Genomic DNA, 22,955 nt, shown 5'->3' on the forward strand with positions numbered 1-22,955 from the left:
CAGTATACCACGATGCACCCAGGGCCGCCGGTTTCTTGCCGGTGGCCTTTTTATTTTGACGGGCGGAGCCTAAGCGGGACGGTGACTGTTGCAGGTGGGCGTTCCAACGGGGTAGTGGTCGAAAAGGGCGGCAAGCCCGGGCGATACCCTGCGCCAATACCGCAGGCATCTTATAAACATAAAAAGGCAAACAGCTCCGGAGAGGAACTGTTTGCCAAATATATTGAGTTGCCCTTTCGGGCTATAACTATACTCTGAAGTGAGAGAAAGCTTTGTTGGCTTCAGCCATACGGTGAGTATCTTCTTTCTTCTTGAACGCTGCGCCTTCACCTTTGCTTGCTGCTACGATTTCGTTTGCCAGCTTATCCGCCATGCTCTTACCGTTTCTTTCACCAGCGTAACGAACCAGCCATTTGATGCTCAGGGATACTTTTCTATCCGGGCGAACTTCAGCAGGGATCTGGAAGGTAGCGCCACCGATACGACGGCTTCTAACTTCTACAGCAGGAGTTACGTTGTTCAATGCTTTTTTCCAAACTTCATAACCGTTTTCACCGGTCATCTGGCTTACCTTATCCACGGCATCGTAGAAGATTTTATAGGCAATGCTCTTTTTTCCTTGTTCCATAACGTTATTAACGAAGCGTGTAACCAGCTTGTCGTTAAACCGAGGATCCGGAGCCAGAGGCAATTTTTTTGCAGCTTGCTTTCTCATTATTGAAAATTACGACTATTTATAATTGATTATTTCTTAGCCTTTTCCTTTTTAGTACCATATTTGGAACGGCTCTGCTTTCTGTCTTTCACACCGGCAGTATCCAGGGAACCGCGAACGATGTGGTAACGAACACCAGGTAAGTCTTTTACCCTTCCACCACGGATCAGTACGATGGAGTGCTCCTGCAGGTTGTGACCTTCACCCGGGATATACGCAATCACCTCAACTTTATTGGTCAAACGCACCTTTGCAACTTTACGCAAAGCGGAGTTAGGTTTTTTAGGCGTGGTTGTGTACACACGAGTACAAACACCACGACGCTGAGGGCAGCTATCTAATGCCCTGGACTTGGACTTAGCCCGGATAATTTCTCTTCCTTTTCTTACTAATTGTTGTATAGTAGGCATTCTTTACCTAGTTTTTTATGTCGGTTTACAATGACATCCAAATTTCCCATATGGGAATTTTGGGAGGGCAAAGGTAAAACTATATATGTGAATAACAAAATTGTTTCGAATATTTTTTGCCGGCTTTGAAGTTCCCAGGTAGTCGAAGACTGGTCAAATGCGATCTGGTATAAGCAGGATTATCAAAATCCGGATTGCAAAGGTATGCTTTCCTTTAGAATCTACCATAAAAAAATAGGGCCGGTTGCCAGACCCTATTATATTTTGGCATTTTTTGATGTTGATACTTTTTGATTTTTGTTTTAATAATATGTAGCTGCTTATTTTTCACCAACATGATAATTCCAGTTGCGGGTATCTTCTGCGCGGCCGGTACGGATGGCGTCCAGGCGGCGGATAACTTCCGCAGCGGTTTTATACGTTGTGGTGTCCAGTTTGATCTGGGTATCCAGATAATCCAGCTGTTCTACATAGGCCAGTGCGGCGGCGGTTCCGGTACCGAAGACTTCGCGCAGGGAGCCGTTTTTGTAGGCGGTCACCACTTCGTCTATAGATACGGGCCTTTCTTCTACAGTGAGACCGAGGTCTTTCAGCAGATCGATCACGCTGGCGCGGGTAACGCCTTCCAGGATGGTGCCCTGTGCCAGGTCGGGGGTAATGGCCGTATTGCCGATAATGACAAATACGTTCATGGTACCGCATTCCTGCAGGTATTTATGTTCATAGCCGTCTACCCAGAGGATCTGGTCGTATCCCTGTTTTTTGGCCTGCATGGTAGGATACATGGTACCGCCATAGTTACCCGCAGCTTTGGCGTACCCTACGCCGCCGGGGAATGCGCGTACATATTTATCCTGTACCAGCAGTTTTATCGGCTTGTTGAAATAGGGGCCTGAAGGTGAGTTGATAATAGCAAAACGATAGGTATCAGAAGGACGTACCCCGATGAACTCGTCTGCCGCGATCATAAAGGGACGCAGGTAGAGGGAGCAACCTTCGCCGGTGGGTATCCAGTTGCGGTCCAGGTCGATCAGCATGTCCATGCCGCCGATGAAGAGCCATTCCGGCACTTCGGGCATCCCCATTCTTTCGGCAGAAGTATTGAACCTTCTGTAGTTGTCATACGGGCGGAAGATCATCGGGTTATCCTGAGGATCTTTATAGGCCTTGATACCTTCAAAAATGGCCTGTCCATAGTGCCAGGCTGCATTGGAAGGACTTACAGAAAAGTTCTGAAAAGGCAGGATTTCGGCATTTTTCCACTCTTTTCCATCAAAATCGGCTACCAGCATGTGGTCAGCATACTTTTTACCGAACACCAGATTATTAAAATCCACTTCACTTAAACGGCTATGCGTAGTTTTTGTGACTTTGATCTTCTGCAATGCTTCTTCCTTTACTGTTGATTTAGCTACCATCATGGTTAATCAATTTTATCTCAATATTTTTACACTTTCTTGCGTTGGCTGGCCGCACTTGCGGATACGGCAGTGCAAATAAACTGATTTTTCCCCACGCGGGACTTTGATATTAAATTAAATCATAATAATATGTCGCTCGAGCAATTAGACCTTGATCCGTACTATCTGGCTAAAATCTTTACCCAGCCGATCATTCCCGGGAAAAGCGTACCGCTTGCAGCGCCGCAAATTGAGGTGCCCAAAGTCAAATATTTAGGAGAAAATCAAAAAAACGTTGCGCTCTTCATACAAAACGAAAATGAAGCCTACTTAAATGAGGAATTATTCAACCTCCTCACCAATATATTAAACGCCTGTAAACTGGGGATGCAGGACGTATCCCTGATAAACACTGCTCCATACCCGCAGCTGGACTACACTTCGTGGAACACAGCCGTGAAGATTGAGAAGGCCATTGTATTTGGCGCCTCATCGGCACCGCTGGGCCTGGCAGATGCGCCCCTTTACCAGCTGCTGACCGTGAACAGCACTACCCTGCTGCTGTCTGACGATCTTCAGATCATCGGGGCCGATAAAGTACTGAAAGCCAAACTGTGGGCCGGATTAAAGCAACTGCTTGGCATTTAGTCATTTTGATATTTATTTATTTTATTATTGATTTTGGGATTTAGAATTTTTTATAGATGAAGTTGATTTTTGCCACCAATAACGAGAACAAAGTGAAGGAATTCCGTTCCATGCTGGGCGATCATTTTGAGATCATCACCCTGCTGGAAGCCGGCATAGACATTGACATTCCGGAGCCGCACGACACCCTGGAAGAGAACGCCCGCGAGAAATCCACGACCATTCACCGGATGACCGGCCAGAACTGCTTTGCCGAAGATACCGGCCTGGAAATAGATACACTGGACGGCGCCCCGGGCGTATTAAGCGCCCGCTATGCCGGCGAACAGAAGCTGGCATCCGACAACATCGTCAAAGTACTGGCGGAAATGGAAGGCGCCACCAACCGCAACGCCCGGTTCCGCACCGTGATCTCCCTGATACTCGACGGGAAAGAATACCAGTTTGAAGGCGTCAGCCAGGGCACCATCCTGGACCATACCTCCGGAACCCAAGGCTTCGGCTACGACCCCATTTTCGTCCCCGAAGGAGCCGACCGCTCCTTTGCCGAAATGGAACTCACCGAAAAAAATAAATACAGCCACCGCAGCCGTGCCTTCGACAAGTTCGTCGCCTTCCTGAAAACATTACCCGTTTAACATCTACCTAAACATCTACCTAAAAAATAATGGCCAGAATAAAAATAGACCTGCCGGCACAATTCGGATTCAGCACCACAATACCCATCAGGATACAGGATGTTAACTATGGCGGACATGTTGGCAACGACGCTATCCTGTCCATCATGCACGAAGCCCGCATGCAGTTTTTGCAACACGCCGGCTACAAAGAACTGGACCATGAAGCCGGCACCGGCCTGATCATGGCAGACGTAGCCGTCACCTACAAAGGCGAAGGCTTCCATGGCGATATCTTCACCGTAGAAGTAGCCGCCGGAGAATACAGCGCTTTTGGCTTTGAACTGTTTTACCAGCTGACCACCCAACGTAACGGCCAAACCATCACCATCGCCACCGCCAAAACCGGGATGGTATGCTTTGATTATAATGCCCGCAAGGTCATGAAACTGCCGGCCGGGATGAAAATGGCGCTGGAATCGCCGGGGGCCCAGGGCTGACGCCCTGCGCTACGATGTTGTTCAGGTTCTTTATCATTAGGAGCTGTTAATATTGGGATATCATCATCAGCGCATTAATATTGGGATGTCATCATCAGCGCATTCATATTGGGATATCATCATCAGCGCATTAATATTGGAAACCATCATTATTATAAATATTATTATTTAATGGAAACAAACACAACTACCAGTTACCTGGAAAAAATAATCGCCAGCCGCCGCACCGTGAAGCCGACCAGCATGAATGGCCGGAAAATAGCGGATGAGACCGTGCAGCAGTTGCTGCAGATGGCAGACTGGGCCCCTACCCATGGGTACACAGAGCCGTGGTACTTCGTTGTATACGGTGGCGACAAAGTGCAGGAGTTCTGCACTGCCCATGCCGAACTGTACAAGCAGTTTACGCCGGCCGACAAGTTCATCGCAGGCAGTTACGATAAGCTGAAAAGTCAGGGTGACCTGGCGTCCCACGTTATCGCCATCTGCATGAAAAGAGGCAGCAACCCTAAAATTCCGGTAGTGGAAGAAATTGCAGCAGTATCCTGCGCCGTACAGAACATGTGGCTGACCGCTACTTCCCAGGGCATTGCGGCCTACTGGGGTTCCGGCGGGATGACCTTCCACCCTGCCATGCAGGACTATCTTGGGCTGGGAGACGACGACCAGGTGCTGGGCTTCTTCTATCTCGGCTATACAGACGAACCGGTACAACCCGGCAAGCGCCTGAAGCCCCTGTCCGAGAAGGTAAAATGGATGTAATTATTTTTCAATTTTGATATTTAGGTATTTGATCATTTGATTTACAGATATGAAGACTGTGGATAGCAGGCAAATCAAATGCTCAAATATCTAAATATATAAATATCAGGATAAGATATATCCTTTGGCAAGCGTTTCAAATGTTTGCAGTTGTTCTTCTATCCAGTGCCTGTCCCTGCCCAGTTCCCGTGCCATGATCTCTGCTACGGCCGGGGCTATACGCATAGCTTCCCGCGCATCCAGAAAAAGGAGGCGCACTCTCCTGGCGAGAAAATCGGCTATATTCCGCGCCATCTCTTCCCTTACCGCCCATACCACCTGCACTTTCCGGATACCGAACGGTTCACTGAGCACCTCCTGCAGGTCGGGGTGGTCCTTCATGAGTAATTGCAGCCGGGCGATATCGCTGCCATAGAAATACCAGGGATCGTCCCAGTTCATACCTGTGGCCGCGCCATGGACGGGCATAGCATGGGTGACAGAGGCCGTCTGTTTCCAGCGCAGCGATTTTTCCAGCTGGTGAATCACATCTTCGGCCATGCGGCGATAGGTAGTCCATTTACCGCCTATGATGGTGACCAGTCCGGAAGCGGCCACGATGATCTTATGGCTGCGGGAGATCTCTTTCGTTTTATGTCCTTCCGCTTTGGCGGCAGCCAGCGGACGGAGGCCGGCCCATACGCTCAGCACATCGCCGCGGTGGGGCGCCCTGGCCAGGTATTGTCCGGCAGTGCGCAGGATAAAATTGATTTCCGCTTCCAGCGCATGCGGCTCGAGGCTGATATGATTGACCGGTGTGTCGGTAGTGCCCACGACGACTTTATTATGCCAGGGCACTACGAACAAGACACGGCCATCGCTGGTAGCCGGGATCATCAGCGCGTCATGTCCGGGCAGGAAACTGCTGTCGAGCACCACATGTACACCCTGACTGGCTGCAATCGACTTAGGAGCGTCCGGGTTGTCCATCTCCAGGATATCATCCGCAAAAACCCCGGTCGCATTGATCACCGCCCGGGTGTTTAAAAATATTTCAGGGCCACCATTCAGTGTATCCCTGACTGTTAGTCCGCTGATATTACCGCCTTCATCCTTGCGAAGGCTGGTGATTTTCATGTAGTTCAGCACCGTACCGCCTTTATCCGAGATGGTCTGCGCCAGGTTCACTGCCAGACGGCTGTCATCGAACTGGCCATCGTGGTACAGGACGCCGCCGGCGAGGCGGTCCGGTTTGAGGGTGGTAAGTCTTGCCAGCGTATCCCGGCGGGAGATATGTACCGACTTGCCGAGGCTGAGGCGTCCCGCCAGCCAGTCGTACATCTTCAGGCCGATCGTATATTTCAGGTTCTCCCACGCGTTGAAGGTAGGGATCACGAAGCTGAGGTTACGCACCAGGTGTGGCGCGTTATGTGCGAGCCGGCCCCGTTCCACGCTGGCTTCACGGACGAGGGAGACGTCGCCCTGCGCCAGATAGCGCACCCCTCCGTGTACCAGTTTGGTGCTTTTACTGGAGGTGGAAGCCGCAAAATCGTTCTGTTCCAGCAGCAAGGTGCGGTACCCCCTGGTGACGGCCTCCAGTGCGGCTCCCAGGCCGGTAGCGCCACCGCCGGCAACAATAATATCCCAGGGCTCCAGGTCTTTTCTCAGGGCTGTAACAATAGCTTCTCTTTTCATATACCAAGTTTCGGGTACTACAAATTACTGCGGAAATACCGGCTGCGCAAACGGCAACGGCTTCTGCCCTTAAAAGTTAACGGACAGGTAAAGGAAAAGTTCTGGCGGCCGGAACATTCAGGCACAAAAAATGTTCCTCAAAGTGACGTAACTTCCTGTTCCATATCCTTTATCATATGTCCATTCAGGTTATCACCAAATTACGCGCTTTCTACCGGCCTTTACTGGCATTGCTATGGCTGTGCCTTGTTATGCCGGCAGCGGCGCAGCGCACCAAAAAGAAGACACCACCTCCGGACACCATTCATATGGCGGTAATAGACAGCGCCACCATCAGCAAGAACATCAGCAAGCTGGCGCAGGACACTTCAAAGATGAAGAAGTCCGACACCGCGGTAGCCGTGATCATCAACAGGATAGAAGGGTATACCCTGCTGCTCAACCAGCTGATGAGCAGCCTGCGGCGCGGGTTTGACACCATAAATATCACCCGGGAGATACCGCTGGTAGACACCTCTCTCGCCCTGATCAAAGAGAATATTGCCGGGCAGGACCGCACCCCCAACATCAACGATATTTACACCAACAAGGTGATGCTGGAACAGCTGCAGCGCAAGCTGGGCGGCTGGCAGAACAACCTCTTCTCCTATTACAATTCCCTGGTAGCTATTAACGACACCCTGCACTCGCTGCGGCGGGACACCTCTATGCGCAATATCCCTGCAGAAGATGAGCTCTATGGTTTTTATATCGGTCAGCTTACCCGGCTGATTAAAAAATACCGGTCAGTCGACAGCGCCAACAAGGTGAGTCTTGTTAAAATAGGGTTGTTGCAGAACAAGATCGCCAACCGGTACATCGACGTGTCCAACCTATTGGAAGACAGCAACTATCAGCTGGAGCAGTTCTCTGCCGATATGTTTTCCCGGGATTACCGGTATATCTGGAAACCGCACCGCGACAGTATCAATCCGCTGGAGTTCTTCCCGGTATTTAAACGATCGTTGCATAAAAGCACCCGGGTGCTGAGTATTTTCTTTTCCATCCAGTGGCCTATTTTCATTGTGTGGGTCTTACTGGCCTCGTTGTTTGCCTGGTGGGTGTATGCCAACGTACGGCGTATCCGCCGTAACCATCCGGAACAGGAGGCCGAGGCTATCCTGCAACACGCACAGTATGTGTACCGGCATCCGGTGGCCAGCACCGTGATTTTTGTGACGACGCTGTCGTCCGTATTTTCCGTACGGTACCCCATCCTGTACACCGAAATTATCTGGGGGCTGACCATGGCCGCCCTCACCTATCTTTTCCGCTCCCATCTTCCCAGGACCCTCTACCGGTACTGGCTGATGCTGATGGCGCTGCTCTTCATGTATTGCATCAACAACCTGCTGATAGAGGTGACCTACGCCGAACAATGGGGGCTGCTGATCTGCGCCGGCCTCTGTATAGCGCTGGGCTTCCGGCTGCTCAGAGAAACGTCGCTGACCACGTTCGCCCATCCTAAATACACGGCGCCTGTCATTAAGCTGTTTATCGCCACCAGCGCTTTTTCCATGCTGCTGGTGATACTGGCGCGGGTGGGCAGCGCCAAGATATTCGGGTCCAGCGCCGTGGTAAACACCGTTATGGCCATGAACCTCTATGTGCTCGTGAAGATATTGCTGGAGGCCGTGTTTTTACAGGTGGAAGCCAACAAAAACTCCAGCACTTTCATTTCTTTCATGGACTACCAGGACGTGCAGGCCAAGCTGAAAACATTCCTGACCGTACTGGCTTTTGTGGGCTGGCTCGTTATCATCTCGCGCAACCTGTACCTGTACGACGCCATCTACGAGGCCATCAGCGAGCTGCTGTCCGCCACGCGCCATATCGGCAATTCCGACTTTACCTTCAGCAGCGTGATCATCTTTGTGCTGGTCATCTGGATCGCTTTTGTCGCCTCCCAACTGATCGCCTATATGTTCGGCAATACCGGTCAGAGTACCAGTCCCGCCCAGAAGCCCCGCTTCGGCTCCACCCTGCTGCTGCTACGTCTCGCCGTGCTGGCCGGCGGTATCCTGCTGGCCTTCGCTGCCTCCGGCATCCCCATGGACAAAATCACCATCGTGATCGGCGCCCTCAGCGTAGGCATCGGTTTCGGCCTGCAGAATGTCGTCAACAACCTGGTGTCCGGTATCATCCTGGCTTTCGAAAAACCGATTGAAGTCGGCGATGTGATAGAGCTCGGAACGCGCTCCGGCGTGGTCAAAGAGATCGGTATCCGTTCCAGTAAAATCTCCGCCTACGACGGCTCCACCGTGGTAGTACCCAATGCCGACCTCATCTCCCAACAGCTGATCAACTGGACCATGACCAGCCGTGTGCGCCGTGTGAACTTCACACTTGGCGTCGGTTACGGCAGCGACATCACCCAGGTGACCGATATTATCAAGAGCGCGTTCGTCGACCAGGAAGGTATTCTTACCACTCCCGAGCCGGTCGTACAGCTGTCGCAGTTCGCCGATAACGCCGTTACTTTCCAGGTGTATTTCTGGATTTCCGATCTGGGCAATGCCGGTCCCCTGCAAAGTAAAGTGCTCACCTTCATCTACGACGCCCTCAACGAAGCCGGTATAGAGCTGCCTTTCCCGCAACGGGACCTGCATATCCGTACCGTCGATGAAGCCGTGCTGAACAAATGGAAATCCAATAAAAAAGGGACATCAGACCTCTCCGCCGATGACGGGGAAAAAAATTTGTAAAAAAACGGGCTGTACATTTTGAATTTTCATTTATAAGCCGTTATCTTTGCACTCCCGTTTTGAGAATGAATATTCAAGATAGACAGGGAAATGGCGAGGTAGCTCAGGTGGTTAGAGCACAGGATTCATAACCCTGAGGTCTCGGGTTCAAGTCCCGATCTCGCTACACTTACAGAAAGGCTTTCAGGCAGATGCTTGGAAGCCTTTTTAGGTTTACATTTTAACTATCTGTAAATTTGGTCAAAACCATCTACAATGAATGATAAATTAAAAAAGAAACTGGAATCCGATCCCGAACTAAAAAGAAAGATAGATTTGATTGTTATTAATCATTTCCCGATGCTGCCAGAAAATGCCAGGGTTGAACTAGTTGATCTCAAAAAAAACAAAGAAACGCTTCAAAAAATGCAAAAAGAGGTTGTGAAACTGGAAGGTCTTACAGAAGATGAAAAAAATGAAATAAGTGAGATGTTGCCCAAGCTATTTATTGATTTTTTAAATGACCACAATAATAAAGTTAAATAGTAAAGATCTTGTGATACGTTGTTTGACCAATTAAATTATTTCAGTCACCAAAAGTCAGGACAAAAAAACTAAACGTTATTGTTATGTTCTGTGGCATCTTTTCCGATATACAGGTAGAAACGCTTTAAAGTTCAAACTTAAAAGCTTTTTTATTAGGTTTATGATCTAATTCCCCCAAGTAATCCTCAAAAATGAAGTACTGTATCTTCTGTGGAGAACAACCTCAAAGTAAAACAAAAGAGCATATTATCCCAAAATGGTTGATAGAAATGACGGGGGATCCCAATCGTCTAACTTTCTTTGGGCGTTATAGAGATAACCAAAAAAATTTGCCTGGAAAAATTTCACCTTTCCTGCATGTAATCATTGTAATGGGGAATTTTCAAAATTGGAAGCTATGACCAAGCCGGTTGTATCTAAAATTTTAGAAAAAAAGCCTATAAATGAAATAGAAATAAATACCCTTTTAGATTGGCTTGATAAAATTCGAATAGGGTTGTGGCTAGGTAGCCTACTCTTAGAAAAAACTGACGATTTCGAAAGGAATTTTCACATTAAGCAACGTATGGGAGCATCCGATAGACTTGTTGCTATTTCATTTATTAATGATCTCGAATTAGGAATAAATTATACCGGCACTGGCTTTCTAACTTTCAGAGCTTCTCCGAGCTGTTTCACATTATGTATAAATAACATTACACTGTTCAATTTCTCTAAAGAATTTTGTTTTTCAAAAAGATTAGGATTACCTGCCCCAAGCAAGAAACTCTTTATACCAGGCGACAATAGGATACTAAGCGAACTAGAGCCAGGAAACAACCGTGTAATGTTACCTATTATTAGGGTACCCTTTTGGGTTAAATCCATTAAATTATATCAGTCAATAATTAATCCAATCGAAGGTGAAATTTCAGATAAATTGAAAACACAATATTATTCTGAGATAATACAAGATAAGAAGTCTAAGATTTTTATCGAGAATGATTTCACAGGAGAATCACATTTTTTGAAGGAGATTTTAAGCTTTGATTTGATCAATGAATACTCGCGTGCAGACATTTTCAATCGGATAGCGCTTCAAACTATACGTTTTCAAAATTACAGTATTGAAAAACTAGCTCCCTCCCCAGAGAACCTTAGCAGGGAGGAACAAAGAGCTTGGCGAAAGTATGCCAGAGAAATCGTGCACCTTAACGAAAAGCATATTCATGATCTCAATTTGAAGATTACAAATCACAGACACTCATCAAATCTCCCTTAAGATTAAATAATTTTCCCATTCTCGCTACAGAAAGGGAATTTCCAAGGAAATCTTGGAAATTCCCTTTTTCTTTTTCCGGCGAAAGCTGCGCCAGTTCAGTGCTTACGCGAACGAACCCATTTATTTTTTCGGTTAAACATTGATGATTTTTCGCATCATAATAGAAGCCATCGGGAAAGATGGTTTTTTGCAGTCTTCGTTTTACCTTCCAAATCGCTGGAAGTCCATATCATCCGCAAGTTTTATAATTTTTCGAACTGGTAGTATTACAAAAAGTGTGTCAGGGTGATTAAAGATTAAGTTTTAATCGTTCACTAAAGATAATAGATAATTGGGCCAATGTCTGATTCCAGTTGTGTACTGGCTTGTTCCATTTGGCACATATATTCTCCTGGACAAGGAATAAGAGCTTCATGAGGGCATCTTCCGACTGGAAGGCGCCCTTTGACTTTGTAACAGCGCGAAGCTGCCGGTGGAAGCCTTCAATAATATTGGTTGTATACATGATTCGGCGAATGTCTTTGTTGTACTGAAAATAGCTACTCAATCTTGGCCAGTTTTTTCGCCAGGATTCAATCACTTTGGGATACCTGGTTCCCCAGTTAGATTCCAGCTGATCAAGGCTTCGTTCTGCCTGGTCAGCAGTAGTGGACTTGTAGACGTTTTGAAGATCTTTCATAAATGGCTTAACATCCTTGTAGGAAAGATATTTCTGAGAATTGCGTATCTGATGTACGATACAGAGCTGAACCTCGGTCTTTGGGAAGATACTTTCTATGGCATCAGCAAAGCCCTGAAGATTATCTATACAGGCAATGAAGATATCTTCCAAACCGCGATTCTGTAGATCTGTCAATACCTGCAGCCAGAATTTAGCACCTTCATTCTCCCCGACATACATACCCAGCAACTCTTTGTAGCCCTCCTGATTAAGGCCTATAATGCAGTAAACAGCGCGGCTGACAACCCGTCCCTCATGGCGGACCTTATAATGGATGGCATCCAGCCAGACGAACGGGTAAACCCTCTCAAGAGGGCGACTGCGCCACTCTTGTATCAATGGCAGAATTTTATCTGTAACACGGCTTATCGTGGCTGTAGAAGCCTCCAAGCCATACATATCCATCAGGTGATCCCGGATATCGCTGTAGCTGGCTCCACGGGCGTATAAAGAAATGATCTGTCGATCCAAATCTACCCCAAGAGTTTTATGACGTTTGGGAACTATCTCAGGCTCGAATGTCCCATTACGATCGCGTGGCGGGTTAATATCTACCGACCCAATGGCGGTCTTTACCTGTTTACGCCCTTTTCCGTTCTTACGGTTGGCATCTCCTTCATCTTCAATATGCGCTTCCAACTCACCATCCAGGGCGCCTTCAAGAAACTCCTTTAGCAACGGCGTTAGCACGCCGTCCTTACCTAAAAGCGTATCTCCGTTCTTCAAACGGCTCGCCGCTTGCTTCTTGAAGGCTTCGAAATCAAAGTTTTGCTTTTCCATATTGTCAGTTTAAAGTTAAAAAACTTTTTACTGACACACTTTATGTAATAGTCTCTTCGAACTGCAGCTTACCTCAGCAATCCGCTACACCCGATGTCAGTTAGCCTTGTGCACAGGATAAAATATTCCACTTAATATTTCATCCAACGCTTTTCCTGACAATGTTCTTCCAACTATAATTCCATCAGGACCGATCAAAAAATTCTGAGGAATTGCCTGGACCCCATATGATTTCGCAGCCTTACTATCCCAAAAATTCAGATCAGAAAGCTGAAGCCATGGAAGTCCGTCATTTTTAACTGCCGCCAGCCACAAGGCTTTGCTGTCAGGCTTATCGAGAGAAATACCGACAATGGTGAAGTTCTGGTCCTTGAATTTATTGTAGACTCTCACCAGGTGGGGATTCTCTGCCCTGCATGGCCCGCACCAGGAAGCCCAAAAATCGACCAGGACATATTTACCACGAAATGACGAAAGTTTAACCCGCTTCCCTTCTGCATCAGGCACTTCAAAGTCCGGCGCCGGTTGCCCTATTGCAGTTACTTTCATTTTATCCAGGTTAGCCGCCACTTTTTTACCTTCCGCACTATTCTTAATTTTGAATGATAAACCGTCGAACAAGGGCTTCACTACGTCATAGCGTTGCTCATAAGCGATTTTAGGAAACAACTCCAGGCTAAGCATGGATGCAGGATGGGACCGGATGAATTTAATATAGGCATCTTTGGTCATGTCACTAAACCGCTTTCGAAAACCTTCCAGCCTGGCCGCATAATTCTGCGTGCCCTGCGGCGACAACTTCCCTTCCATGAATTGCCTGTCTTCATCGGTCATTTGTTCATAGCCGGCGTCAACCAGGTGATTAAGATCATTATAATCATTATTTCTGGGCGTTCCGATTACCTGCGCTCCATGTACGGTAGCTCCATTCGTTTTAATATGAATGCTGCCCGGCTCAAGATAAACGGTTATCTGTTCAAGGCTGTTAGTTCGCCCAACACCTTTCGTATCAAAGGTTAATGTAGCGGATACCGGCGAAGCCGACGCCACACCGGAAAATTTGAAGACGCCATCCTTTAACCCCACGGAATCAATGATGGACTTACCTTTCATCGTATATTCCAGATATGCCTTTTCAGGAGCGTTGCCTGCGCCATATTTACCATTGATCGTAAACTTATTACTACTTTGGGCAAAAGCTGTCAACGGCATTATTGACAAACCGGCTATAATTAACTTTCTCAATGTAAACAGGATCAATTTGGATTCAGAAATCGAATTATAATAAGAATTGCAATGGTTGATTAATACGCTACCATCGGAAAAAGATTTAGTTAAACAGTTCCATCAGCTTTGCTTCCAGCTCTTTCCCATGGAGGTCTCTGGCAATAATTACGCCCTTGTTATCGATCAGAAAATTCCTGGGAATAGCTTTAATCTGATATTTTTTAGTAACAGGAGAATCAAATCCTTTCAGGTCTGCCAGGTTTGTCCAGGTATAACCATCCTTCTCTATTGCCTTTTTCCAGGCAGCAGCATCCGTATCGAGGGAAATGCCGATTACACCCAGCCCTTTGTTCCTATACCTGGCATAAAGCGGAACAAGCGCTTTTGCCTGCATTCTGCATGGCGAACACCAACTGGCCCAGAAATCAATAAAGGTATACCTGTTCGCGGAGATGATTGTTTTGGTGCAGATTTTTTTTCCTTTTACATCCGGTAATGCAAAGTCCTCATACTGTACCGCTTTCTGCATACCCGGCACCTGTACATTATTTTCCTTTTCATCAGCAACACTAATACCGCTAGCATCATTTACAGTCAGCGTATACTCCTTTGATGATGGAGGAAGACACATCTGATTATTGCATGCCATGTACCTGATCCGGAAATGCAATACTGTCTTTTCATCTGCCCTGAGTTTGATAGTTTGTGAAAACGTAACACCCTTCGTGTAATAAGCCAGCGCTTCCCCGGCAGCAGATGCTGCTCCTTTTTCTTCCATCTCTCCCATCAACTGAACATTCGGATTTTCTTCCCATGTAATAGTAGTAGGCATTCCCATTCCACCCTCATAAGACTGTGGATAAATATGAAACGGTTCGTTGATAGACGCTATGAAGGCAATCTTAAAAGTGAGTGGCGCAATTGAGTCACTGCGGAATTTCCACGAAACCGGGTGGTTATCCTGCGCAGTGCCGGACAAAGCAGCCAGACTGGTCAATATCAAAAAAATTACTCTTCTCATTGGATTACCCTTTATACCTTGATTTTGTGATCTCTACCATAGACTTCAGTTTATAATACTCCCTGTCTGTGGAACCGGCGTAACCAGAACTAAAGAATCGTATATTACCCAATGGATCAAATATGATTTTGGTGGGTGTTCCCTGGACATCAAAGAACTTGTTTTCTTCATCCTGTAAAACATCGAGGGTAATCCCTTTCTTCTTCACGAAAGTTTTCACGGTAGCCCTGTCTTCAAACAGGCTTACCACAAACATTTGAAATACATCTTTTTTATAGTCCGCCACCACGCGCTCAAATCCGCTGAAGGCAGCTACGCATGGCGTACATCCTGTTGACCAGAAATCAAGGGCCAGCACCTTGTTCTTACAATCCCTCAGATGAACGATTTTGCCGTCCAGATCAGGCATCGACACCTCTTGTACAGGTTTCGTGGCATGAAAAAGCGTAAACATTTTACCATCTCCTCCCTGGCTGGGTATTGCACCGTCGAGCGTTGTTTTCGGTGATGCTATGTACAATTTTTCCACTTCCTTGTAACAGTGATGGTATGCTTCATCCTTCAGGGATTTAAGATACTCCCCGAATCCATTTTCGGTACCTTTTACCTTCTTGTATACCAACCTGAATGTATTAACCATAGCCGGGTTTGACTCCGCTTCCCTGAATGCTTTACTCAATGTATCGAATGCCACCTGGTACTTACCGGCAGCAAGCATCACTACGCCATACCGGTTCAGGTAATTGGATTTGGCATCTTTGAAATAACGCATTTCGCGCATACCGTCTTTTACCTCCGAGGATTTCGCCAATAACTGCAATGCCGTATCTGTATTTCCCAGTTGGGCATTAGTTGCAGCATTTATCTCCAGAACGGTCTGCGTTCTGCCAATTCCATCTTTCAGTGCTCCTGTTCCCAGCTCTTCCAATATTCCGGCTGACACCTTTTCCACTTCGCCCGGGTTGGTATTTGCATCAAAGAGGTTGTCCAGTGCATAAGTCAGATACAGGAATTGAAGTACGTTGAATTTCGGCCTGGTGTTTTTATAATACCAATAACGTTCAAAGTTTCCTTTGGTAAGCCATCCTATAGCCAGCTGTGCACGATATTCCTCATACATAGATGGTTTGGCGGGGTCTATTGGATTTGCTTTCAACATTTCGTGGTATTGCTTCTCCTGGTCTTCCACATCTACTATCGAAGCAAAATCCCTGAAGTTATATTTTGCGGATGGCGATTGCTGCGCGAAGACGGACCCCGAGATCAGCAACAGCAAGATTAACATTTTCATTTTCATCAGATTCGGATTAAACGGTATTAGAAATTTTGAATTTTTACGATTGAAATTTCCTGCCAGGTAAATATGGTACAACTGTATGCTGCCATTTGCTTACCTGTGCTATTCATTTTCCACCAATCCTTTATTCTCAGCCAGCATCCTTTCCCCGAACTTCAGGGCAAATCTCGCAGGCTTGAGCGCATAGGTCGCCACTACGTTGCCGGCATCATCATAAAGCTTATGTGCGTATTTAACTGTATTGCCATAAACCGGGTCAACTGAAAGCCGGCGCATATCCCACCAGCGCATGCCGGAGGTAGCGAATTCACGAATACGTTCATCAAGGATAAAGCGGACCAATGCCTCTTTGCTTTCCGCTATATTTGCAGGTACAGTTGCGATATTGGCAGGCATTCTTTTGGACCGCAGCATTTCGAGATCACTCTTTGCCCCTGTAAGGTCACCTGCCCTCGCTTTAAGCTCTGAGCGCATCAGGTAGAGATCAGGTAAAGAAGGACCGATTTCCAGTCCGGAAAAAAGTGACGCGGAGTAGCGCCTCATTCCCCCAGGGAAGGTTTTGTCGGGATTGAACATTTCAGTTCCTGAGAACAGCTTCAGGCGTTTATCTGCCGGATCATATAAAGCAGCCGTTTCCGGGGAAAACACATAAGTGTTGGCTTGTTGCAGCTGAAAATTAATCATGCTGAGATTGTATATCACCTGTGCATTATTGGCGGCCAACGGATAATTTGAGAGTCCGAAACCGAAGTCAGGAAACCAAGAATTATCGCTATCAGGATCAAGTACTATGTTATAATCGTACAACGCGAGCGGCACTGCCGCTTTTCCCAGCTCCGCGAATGCAGCATCCACATGTATGCTGGCCTCACTGAATTTTGCCATATACAGATAAACACGGCCCAATATGAATTCCGCTGCCAGCCTGGAGAATTTTCGCCTGTGTGTTAATGGACCGAGGTCAGGCAACGCCTCTGTTAAATCCTTGATGATAAAATCATAACATTCCTGTACAGAGGCCCGTACAAATGTTGTTTGGGTTACGTCTGCCTTTGTGAGCAGCGGCACTCCCAAATCCTTAGCAGCAGTAGCAGTATTATAGGGCAACGAAAAATCATTCAGAAAATAAAGATGGCAAAGCGCCCGTCCGACTTTAGCCTCCGCGAGGATGGCACGTTTTTGCTGATCGGTCCCTCCCTGCGATTGCATCACCTCGTTTATAACCTTGTTAAAGGTATAAATGTTGGTCAGTGGCCAGGTTTCATTAGGAAGCTGGTCTTCATCGTATACCCTTGCTTCAAACCTGAACAGCCTTTGCGTTCTGATCTGGGCCGCGTCCATATAGGTTGCCTGGGCAGCCATTTCATCACCCATATACAAAGACGGAGGATAGGAAACCTGCAGGCTCACTGCATTCATTAATTGCTCGTAGTCCAGCGTCGTTTTTGCCACACGGGAGCCTTTAGGCTCAATTTCCAAAAAGTCTTTGGAGCATGAAGCCTGAAGTATCAACGATATAAACAGAATGGGTAATAATACCCTATGAATGGATTTCATCATTTTATGCAGGTTTAATTAAAGCGTAATGTGTGCGCCAACGGTGAATGTGCCTTGTCCTGTACGAATATTTCTGACACCCGCCGGCGATTGAAACTCCGGATCGATCCCGAAATGATTCTTCTTCCAGAGCATGAGATTGGATACCTGTGCCCTGAAAGTCAACCCTTCCGCACGCAGTCTCCGAACCAATGTCTTACCTACATCATAGGAAAGCGTGATCTCTCTGATTTTTGCATAAGACGCATCAAATGAATTCAGGTTGGAGTAGGTGTAGTACCAGATATTTCTGCCGTTGTCGATGGTAGTGTTATAGGCATACCTCGGGATATTGGTTTTATTTTCATCTCCCGGCGCCTTCCAGCGATTAGCAAATTCAGGTTGAAGTGTGTTCTGATAAAGGGGATCCTGCCAAAAGTTATTAAAATCACGGAACAATACATGTCCTAAGTTAAAGCTGATATTAACCCCCAATTGAAACCGCCTGTAATAAAACGTGTTGAATAATCCACCTGTCACGATAGGTTGAGAAGTTCCTGCCAAATGAACGTCTTCCGGCTTGGAGCCATTTTTATCAGACAGTATTTTTCCGTCGGCCTGGATGATCTGTGGATCGCCCGCAGCGTTAAGCCCACCGTTGATGAATTCAAATACAGCGTATGCAGGTTTACCTTCCATGAAGGAAGTTCCAATCATACCTGTACCGGTTGTGATGGCGGTTGCTGTTGCCATCCTTGTTATCTTATTTTTGTTGTACGACAGGTTCAGGACAGTATTCCAGTTAAAATCCCGGGAAATAACGTTAAGTGAGGTCAAACTAAACTCAAACCCTTTATTTTCAAGATCTCCATAGTTCCCGATAACGGTTGCATATCCCGTCAACGGCGCCGTCATCAATGAGCCGATCAGGTTACTGGTCTTTTTTATATATCCGTCTATCGAACCACCCAATCTGCCACCCAGCACTGTAAAGTCCAGTCCTGCGTTATAGACAGTGGTTCCCTCCCAGGTAAGTTTGTCGTTGCCGGGAGTGCCAATCACCAGACCAACGCCTGTTACATAGTTTACGTTCGACGAGGACTGCAGGATATCGAATGACGCTGCCTGAGCAGGCTTGGGGGCATTACCCGTTATGCCATAGGTAAATCTCAGGTGGAGCCGGTCCAGCCATGTAAATGATTTCATAAAGTCTTCCCTGTTCAGCAACCATTTACCGCCTATGCTATAAACCGGCCTGTTTTGAGCAGATTTGGCAAGACCGAATAAATTGCTCTCATCAATCCTCCAGCTCGCATTCAGCGCATACTTCCATTGATACATGTATCCCAATGTGGAATAATAAGAGGTGGTCCTGGCGATAGCCCCTTCTCCTCCCCCGACATTATTTGATGGCAGCACTCTTCCCAGCAGGCCGGATACCGTTCCTGTAATCCCTTTCATGAGTGTATCGATATTTACCGGACGGGAAACCTGCAACTGATCATCCCAGCCATAGTAGGTAGCGTATGACGTTAGTGGTGTAGAACTTGTGGCTTCCTGTCCTGCCATGACAGTCAGCTGGTGCGGGTCCCAGTTCCGATCAAATATCAGCTGATTTCTTACCGTCCAGTTTTTCTGAGACGCATTACTTACATTAAGCATCCCTCCATCCTTTGGCAACCAATACCTGGGTGTGCTGTTTACAGTTGGCGCCTGTGTAAAACCTACCAACTGGTCCCTTACCGCGTAACTTTCCTGGTACTGAACTGTCCGGTTGTTTCTTGCAAACGTCTGGTAGCCATAAGTACCCTCAAAGCGCAGCCCTTTCAGCAATTGCAATTTCGCACTTCCCACTACTCTTCCGGATATACTGCTACTCTTTGAATATCCCCTGTTAAACTCATCCAGCGGAACGTAGTCCAGGTTAACCCGGCTCCTGGCGGCATAATCAAGCCTGAGAGAATCGCTGTAATTTCCCAGGAAATTCACTGCCAGCGGATTTCCTGCATTATCGCGGAACCGCTGATATGGTACGATGGAAACATCAGGGGCCTGCACTCCTATGCCCAGATTTGAAGTACTTGCCACTGTATTGGTAAGATCAGTGATTACCGATAACTGCAATTTTTTACTGAAATTGAAATCCTGTCTGACATTCACCTTATACGAATTGTTCCGCTCGCCCGGCGTACTGCTTTGAATACCGGTATAGCTCAGCGATCCATAAAAACTGTAAATGTCGCCGCCCCCTGAAAGCGAAACCGTATGATTAGTGGAGGCAGCATTTCTGTAAAAAATACCGGAAATTTCCCTCCTGTTATCGATGGCAGCCAGACTATCCAGCGCCTTATCCGCCTGCGCACCGGTGATGAGCCCCCGATACGCATCATATTGAATCTGCAGGTGCGGCGAGACCGGAGCAAACGTCTGTACTGCATTCCAGCTAAAATATGGCGCATATTGAGGAAAGATTTCTTTTGCGGTAGCAATAAAATCCCTGCTGTTCATTTTCGGAATATAGGACAGGTCCGGTTTACCCTGGAAATTATAATAGCCGTCGTAATCGACCTGCAGTTTTTGTCCCGTTTTACCTTTTTTGGTAGTAATAACAATTACCCCGTTCGCCGCTTTTGCGCCCCAGATAGAAGCTGCGGAGGCATCTTTCAGCACAGTTATATCCGCAATATCCTGCGGATTGATGTTGGCGATGGGGTTAGAAGTGTTCATAATATTATTACGGGACGCATCACTGGTATTGTCCCCCGGTAATTCCACGCCGTCTACCACGATCAATGGCGACCTGGTGGAATTGAGGGAAGTCAGCCCCCGGACCAGCAGCGGCTCTCCACCCGGTGCATTGTTTACCGCCAGGCCGGGCACAAGCCCATCCAGTCTTTGGAGTATATTAGTACTGCCGGACCTGCTGGCAACGGTGCCCATATCCACTTTCGCCACTGCTCCTGTATTTCGTTCCCTGGTAATATTCTGATAACCTGTAGAAACAATTTCAATAGATCCCAGCTTTTGTTCCGAAGGCGCCAGAATAACCGAAATCATTTCTGAATCATTCACCTTCACCTCTTTTTCATTGAATCCTATAAAGCTTATTATCAGCACAGCGCCTTTTTCCGCTTCTATATGAAACGTCCCCTTTTCATCGCTCACGGCTACCACCTGGCTGCCTTTAATACGGATGGTAGCCCCTGGCAGCGGGTTTTTATCAGCATCCGTGATCAATCCCGATACTTTCGCTTTAGGCTCCGCAGCGGATAAACTACCATTTTTCCCTGATGCGCCAATATCTCTGCGCATCACTACCACATTGCCCTGCTTTATCTCGAAAGCTAGTTTCTCCCGCTTCAAAATGGCGGCAAGGAAATCATCCAATGGCATCTGCTGTGCCTCAATAGTCACCGGGTGCGCATTCTTAATATGCTCATCATTATAAAAAACAGTTACTCCCGTCTGTTTCTCAATAATTTTAAACACATTACGCAAAGGCTCCTTGTGTAGTTTGGCGGTGATAGATTGTGCCAATCCTGTGGCTTGTGCCTGAATTAAAACGACAGTTAATAAAACAAATGTTAGTTTCATCGCGAACCGTATTTTGGTTGATACCGGACGGCAGGAGAAGCCACGACAGGCCAATCCCAGCCTCCACGGCTGGTTTAATGCAGAAAAACACATACTTTCTGAATAATTTTGGTTGGTTTCTATTAATCCCGAACAAGATGCTTTATTGGCATACCAGGTCATTACCGGAGAAATTCCCGGTATTTTTGGTTTTTTACCAGTTGGCCTGCTCAGTGCATTATTTTGTTATCAATGCCCCTTGCTGAATGGTTTGTCAACAGCCATCAGGGAAGTATAATCAATGTCCTGTTTCCTTCCAGTTTGTAGTGAAGTCCCACGTTGCTCAGAAAATACAGCACATCGGCAAGGGGAAGGCTTCTCTTAATAGTACCGCCCAGCTGTACCTTCGGAATTGTTTGCTGATAGATTACTTCAATATCATACCATCTTGCAAGTTGCCGCATAGCCTCCTCCAGCGGAACATCATCAAAGTCAAAGACGCCATTTTTCCAGGCAACAACCGAAACGGCATTTACATTATCAAGGACCTGGACAGGCCTGTTTCCAGCGGTTGTGAGCGCCTGTTGTCCGGGTTTAAGCAATTTGCCGGCAGCCCCTTTCATTGCAACCCGTACCGCTCCATCCAGCAGCGTGGTCCGAACGGATTGCTCATTGTTATATGCATTCACGTTAAAACTTGTTCCGAGCACTTCAACGGAAGTGCCGCCGCTAACCGCTACCCTGAAGGGAATAGAAGGGTTTTGAGCTACTTCCATGTACACTTCTCCTGTAACGCTGATCAGTCTTTCCTTACCCGTAAATACTACCGGGTATTTAATGGAGCTTTCCGCGTTCAACCACACGCTGGTCCCATCTGATAGCCTAAGCTGGAACTGCTTTCCCTTCGGGGTAGATATTGTATTATACCGGGCTTCTGAACCTGTTCTTTCGTACTCAAATATCCCATTGGTGACTTTGGCAACTGTCCCTCCCTGTAATGTTATCCGGCCATTTTTAAGAGTATCCAAAAGCACCTGTGATCCGTCTGACAAGGTAAGTAAAACACTACTTTTCCCCTGTTGCCCCTTTGTTACCGACTGCGCAACACCAGCTGGTGTTTCCGCTTGTTTTTTGTGATATAAGTAATAAATACCAACACCTGTTATCAATGCCACAGAAGACGCTACAGCCCAACTCCATTTCCGTATGGACCAATTCCTGTGACTAACATGCATCCCCTTCCCTGTTTCCTTATCAACAGGGAACTCCCTGCCGGGATAACGATCCAGGATATTTTTGATCATCGTTTGCTGCTGAGCTTCGCTAAAAAGGCCTTCATCCTGTATTTTCTCCCACATGTCTTCCAGTGCAGGAATAATTTCCTGTTCAGTAGAAGCCGATTGCAACATATCAATAAGCTCCCGTCTTTCTGCTTCGGTAAACCGGTCATTCGACCATCGTTCCAACAGGTGTTGTAGTCTGCTATTCACAGTCAATCAATTTATCTCAACAGATATGATCTATCTTTATCTTAGGAGAACGCT

19 protein-coding genes and 1 tRNA gene are annotated in these 22,955 nt (G+C 46.9%); 9 read left to right on the top strand and 11 right to left on the bottom strand.

All coding sequences use genetic code 11. The features are described from left to right. Nucleotides 1-247 precede the first annotated feature (247 nt). From rpsG to HF324_RS29610, 3 genes are all read right to left on the bottom strand, one after another. Entirely contained in the window at nt 248-715 is a 468-nt protein-coding gene (gene rpsG / locus HF324_RS29600) for a 30S ribosomal protein S7 (RefSeq protein WP_078666966.1), read from the bottom strand. Nucleotides 716-744: 29 nt separating this feature from the next. Continuing rightward, nucleotides 745-1,125: a 30S ribosomal protein S12 gene (rpsL, locus tag HF324_RS29605; RefSeq protein WP_012789278.1), complete on the bottom strand. Its 381-nt coding sequence runs from the start codon at nt 1,123-1,125 to the stop codon at nt 745-747. Nucleotides 1,126-1,445: 320 nt separating this feature from the next. Beyond that, nucleotides 1,446-2,546 carry a branched-chain amino acid aminotransferase gene (locus HF324_RS29610; protein ID WP_168806981.1) on the bottom strand — a complete coding sequence of 367 codons (1,101 nt, stop codon included), beginning with the start codon at nt 2,544-2,546 and terminating at the stop codon, nt 1,446-1,448. Nucleotides 2,547-2,675: 129 nt separating this feature from the next. Between HF324_RS29610 and HF324_RS29615 the strand changes: the two genes are divergently transcribed. From HF324_RS29615 to HF324_RS29630, 4 genes are all read left to right on the top strand, one after another. Continuing rightward, entirely contained in the window at nt 2,676-3,173 is a 498-nt protein-coding gene (locus HF324_RS29615) for a hypothetical protein (protein WP_168806983.1), read from the top strand. A 56-nt stretch (nt 3,174-3,229) separates the two neighbouring features. Continuing rightward, a complete protein-coding gene (gene rdgB, locus HF324_RS29620; protein WP_168806985.1) occupies nt 3,230-3,811 on the top strand; it encodes an RdgB/HAM1 family non-canonical purine NTP pyrophosphatase in 582 nt (193 codons plus the stop codon). A 29-nt stretch (nt 3,812-3,840) separates the two neighbouring features. Next, nucleotides 3,841-4,290 (top strand): acyl-CoA thioesterase, encoded by a 450-nt coding sequence (locus HF324_RS29625; protein ID WP_168806987.1) that lies wholly within the window; start codon nt 3,841-3,843, stop codon nt 4,288-4,290. Between the two features lie 171 nt (nt 4,291-4,461). Continuing rightward, a complete protein-coding gene (locus HF324_RS29630) occupies nt 4,462-5,052 on the top strand; it encodes a nitroreductase family protein (RefSeq protein WP_168806989.1) in 591 nt (196 codons plus the stop codon). A gap of 105 nt (nt 5,053-5,157) precedes the next feature. Here HF324_RS29630 and HF324_RS29635 read toward each other — a convergent pair whose 3' ends face one another. Next, nucleotides 5,158-6,726 (bottom strand): glycerol-3-phosphate dehydrogenase/oxidase, encoded by a 1,569-nt coding sequence (locus HF324_RS29635; protein WP_168861478.1) that lies wholly within the window; start codon nt 6,724-6,726, stop codon nt 5,158-5,160. Between the two features lie 176 nt (nt 6,727-6,902). Here HF324_RS29635 and HF324_RS29640 point away from each other — a divergent pair, with 176 nt between their 5' ends. The 5 genes from HF324_RS29640 (at nt 6,903) to HF324_RS29660 (ending at nt 11,256) form a co-directional block, all read left to right on the top strand. After that, on the top strand, nt 6,903-9,470 hold the full coding sequence (locus HF324_RS29640; RefSeq protein WP_168861479.1) for a mechanosensitive ion channel family protein: 2,568 nt from the start codon (nt 6,903-6,905) through the stop codon (nt 9,468-9,470). Nucleotides 9,471-9,562: 92 nt separating this feature from the next. Continuing rightward, a tRNA-Met gene (locus tag HF324_RS29645) sits at nt 9,563-9,636 on the top strand. Nucleotides 9,637-9,725: 89 nt separating this feature from the next. Next, nucleotides 9,726-9,995 carry a hypothetical protein gene (locus HF324_RS29650; protein ID WP_168861480.1) on the top strand — a complete coding sequence of 90 codons (270 nt, stop codon included), beginning with the start codon at nt 9,726-9,728 and terminating at the stop codon, nt 9,993-9,995. Nucleotides 9,996-10,186: 191 nt separating this feature from the next. Further along, nucleotides 10,187-10,396: a hypothetical protein gene (locus HF324_RS29655; protein ID WP_168861481.1), complete on the top strand. Its 210-nt coding sequence runs from the start codon at nt 10,187-10,189 to the stop codon at nt 10,394-10,396. After that, nucleotides 10,393-11,256, top strand: a complete 864-nt coding sequence (locus tag HF324_RS29660; protein ID WP_168861482.1) for a hypothetical protein — start codon at nt 10,393-10,395, stop codon at nt 11,254-11,256. The genes HF324_RS29655 and HF324_RS29660 overlap by 4 nt, the downstream gene beginning before the upstream one ends. Before the next feature lie 289 nt (nt 11,257-11,545). Here the strand turns inward: HF324_RS29660 and HF324_RS29665 are convergent, their stop codons facing one another. From HF324_RS29665 to HF324_RS29695, 7 genes are all read right to left on the bottom strand, one after another. Further along, nucleotides 11,546-12,757 (bottom strand): IS256 family transposase, encoded by a 1,212-nt coding sequence (locus HF324_RS29665; protein WP_168860047.1) that lies wholly within the window; start codon nt 12,755-12,757, stop codon nt 11,546-11,548. Nucleotides 12,758-12,853: 96 nt separating this feature from the next. Then, entirely contained in the window at nt 12,854-14,002 is a 1,149-nt protein-coding gene (locus HF324_RS29670; protein ID WP_168861483.1) for an AhpC/TSA family protein, read from the bottom strand. A gap of 85 nt (nt 14,003-14,087) precedes the next feature. After that, nucleotides 14,088-15,005, bottom strand: coding sequence for a peroxiredoxin family protein (locus tag HF324_RS29675; RefSeq protein ID WP_168861484.1), 918 nt, complete (start codon nt 15,003-15,005; stop codon nt 14,088-14,090). Nucleotides 15,006-15,009: 4 nt separating this feature from the next. Then, a complete protein-coding gene (locus tag HF324_RS29680) occupies nt 15,010-16,296 on the bottom strand; it encodes a TlpA family protein disulfide reductase (RefSeq protein WP_168861485.1) in 1,287 nt (428 codons plus the stop codon). 108 nt (nt 16,297-16,404) lie between these two features. Further along, complete coding sequence (locus HF324_RS29685; RefSeq protein WP_168861486.1) at nt 16,405-17,862, bottom strand: RagB/SusD family nutrient uptake outer membrane protein; 1,458 nt, start codon at nt 17,860-17,862, stop codon at nt 16,405-16,407. A 15-nt stretch (nt 17,863-17,877) separates the two neighbouring features. Beyond that, nucleotides 17,878-21,432: a SusC/RagA family TonB-linked outer membrane protein gene (locus HF324_RS29690; protein WP_168861487.1), complete on the bottom strand. Its 3,555-nt coding sequence runs from the start codon at nt 21,430-21,432 to the stop codon at nt 17,878-17,880. Nucleotides 21,433-21,695: 263 nt separating this feature from the next. After that, nucleotides 21,696-22,901 (bottom strand): FecR family protein, encoded by a 1,206-nt coding sequence (locus HF324_RS29695; protein WP_168861488.1) that lies wholly within the window; start codon nt 22,899-22,901, stop codon nt 21,696-21,698. Between the last annotated feature and the right edge of the window lie 54 nt (nt 22,902-22,955).

The organism is Chitinophaga oryzae, from assembly GCF_012516375.2.
GTDB lineage: Bacteria > Bacteroidota > Bacteroidia > Chitinophagales > Chitinophagaceae > Chitinophaga > Chitinophaga oryzae.

Bases quoted from the DNA above. Each gene is read 5' to 3' on its own strand.
- HF324_RS29640 (WP_168861479.1), top strand. From the start codon at position 6,903: ATGTCCATTCAGGTTATCACCAAATTACGCGCTTTCTACCGGCCTTTA.
- HF324_RS29650 (WP_168861480.1), top strand. From the start codon at position 9,726: ATGAATGATAAATTAAAAAAGAAACTGGAATCCGATCCCGAACTAAAA.
- HF324_RS29630 (WP_168806989.1), top strand. From the start codon at position 4,462: ATGGAAACAAACACAACTACCAGTTACCTGGAAAAAATAATCGCCAGC.
- HF324_RS29680 (WP_168861485.1), bottom strand. From the start codon at position 16,296: ATGAAAATGTTAATCTTGCTGTTGCTGATCTCGGGGTCCGTCTTCGCG.
- HF324_RS29685 (WP_168861486.1), bottom strand. From the start codon at position 17,862: ATGATGAAATCCATTCATAGGGTATTATTACCCATTCTGTTTATATCG.
- HF324_RS29655 (WP_168861481.1), top strand. From the start codon at position 10,187: ATGAAGTACTGTATCTTCTGTGGAGAACAACCTCAAAGTAAAACAAAA.
- rpsL (WP_012789278.1), bottom strand. From the start codon at position 1,125: ATGCCTACTATACAACAATTAGTAAGAAAAGGAAGAGAAATTATCCGG.
- HF324_RS29660 (WP_168861482.1), top strand. From the start codon at position 10,393: ATGACCAAGCCGGTTGTATCTAAAATTTTAGAAAAAAAGCCTATAAAT.
- HF324_RS29615 (WP_168806983.1), top strand. From the start codon at position 2,676: ATGTCGCTCGAGCAATTAGACCTTGATCCGTACTATCTGGCTAAAATC.
- rpsG (WP_078666966.1), bottom strand. From the start codon at position 715: ATGAGAAAGCAAGCTGCAAAAAAATTGCCTCTGGCTCCGGATCCTCGG.
- HF324_RS29690 (WP_168861487.1), bottom strand. From the start codon at position 21,432: ATGAAACTAACATTTGTTTTATTAACTGTCGTTTTAATTCAGGCACAA.
- rdgB (WP_168806985.1), top strand. From the start codon at position 3,230: ATGAAGTTGATTTTTGCCACCAATAACGAGAACAAAGTGAAGGAATTC.
- HF324_RS29625 (WP_168806987.1), top strand. From the start codon at position 3,841: ATGGCCAGAATAAAAATAGACCTGCCGGCACAATTCGGATTCAGCACC.
- HF324_RS29675 (WP_168861484.1), bottom strand. From the start codon at position 15,005: ATGAGAAGAGTAATTTTTTTGATATTGACCAGTCTGGCTGCTTTGTCC.
- HF324_RS29610 (WP_168806981.1), bottom strand. From the start codon at position 2,546: ATGATGGTAGCTAAATCAACAGTAAAGGAAGAAGCATTGCAGAAGATC.
- HF324_RS29665 (WP_168860047.1), bottom strand. From the start codon at position 12,757: ATGGAAAAGCAAAACTTTGATTTCGAAGCCTTCAAGAAGCAAGCGGCG.
- HF324_RS29635 (WP_168861478.1), bottom strand. From the start codon at position 6,726: ATGAAAAGAGAAGCTATTGTTACAGCCCTGAGAAAAGACCTGGAGCCC.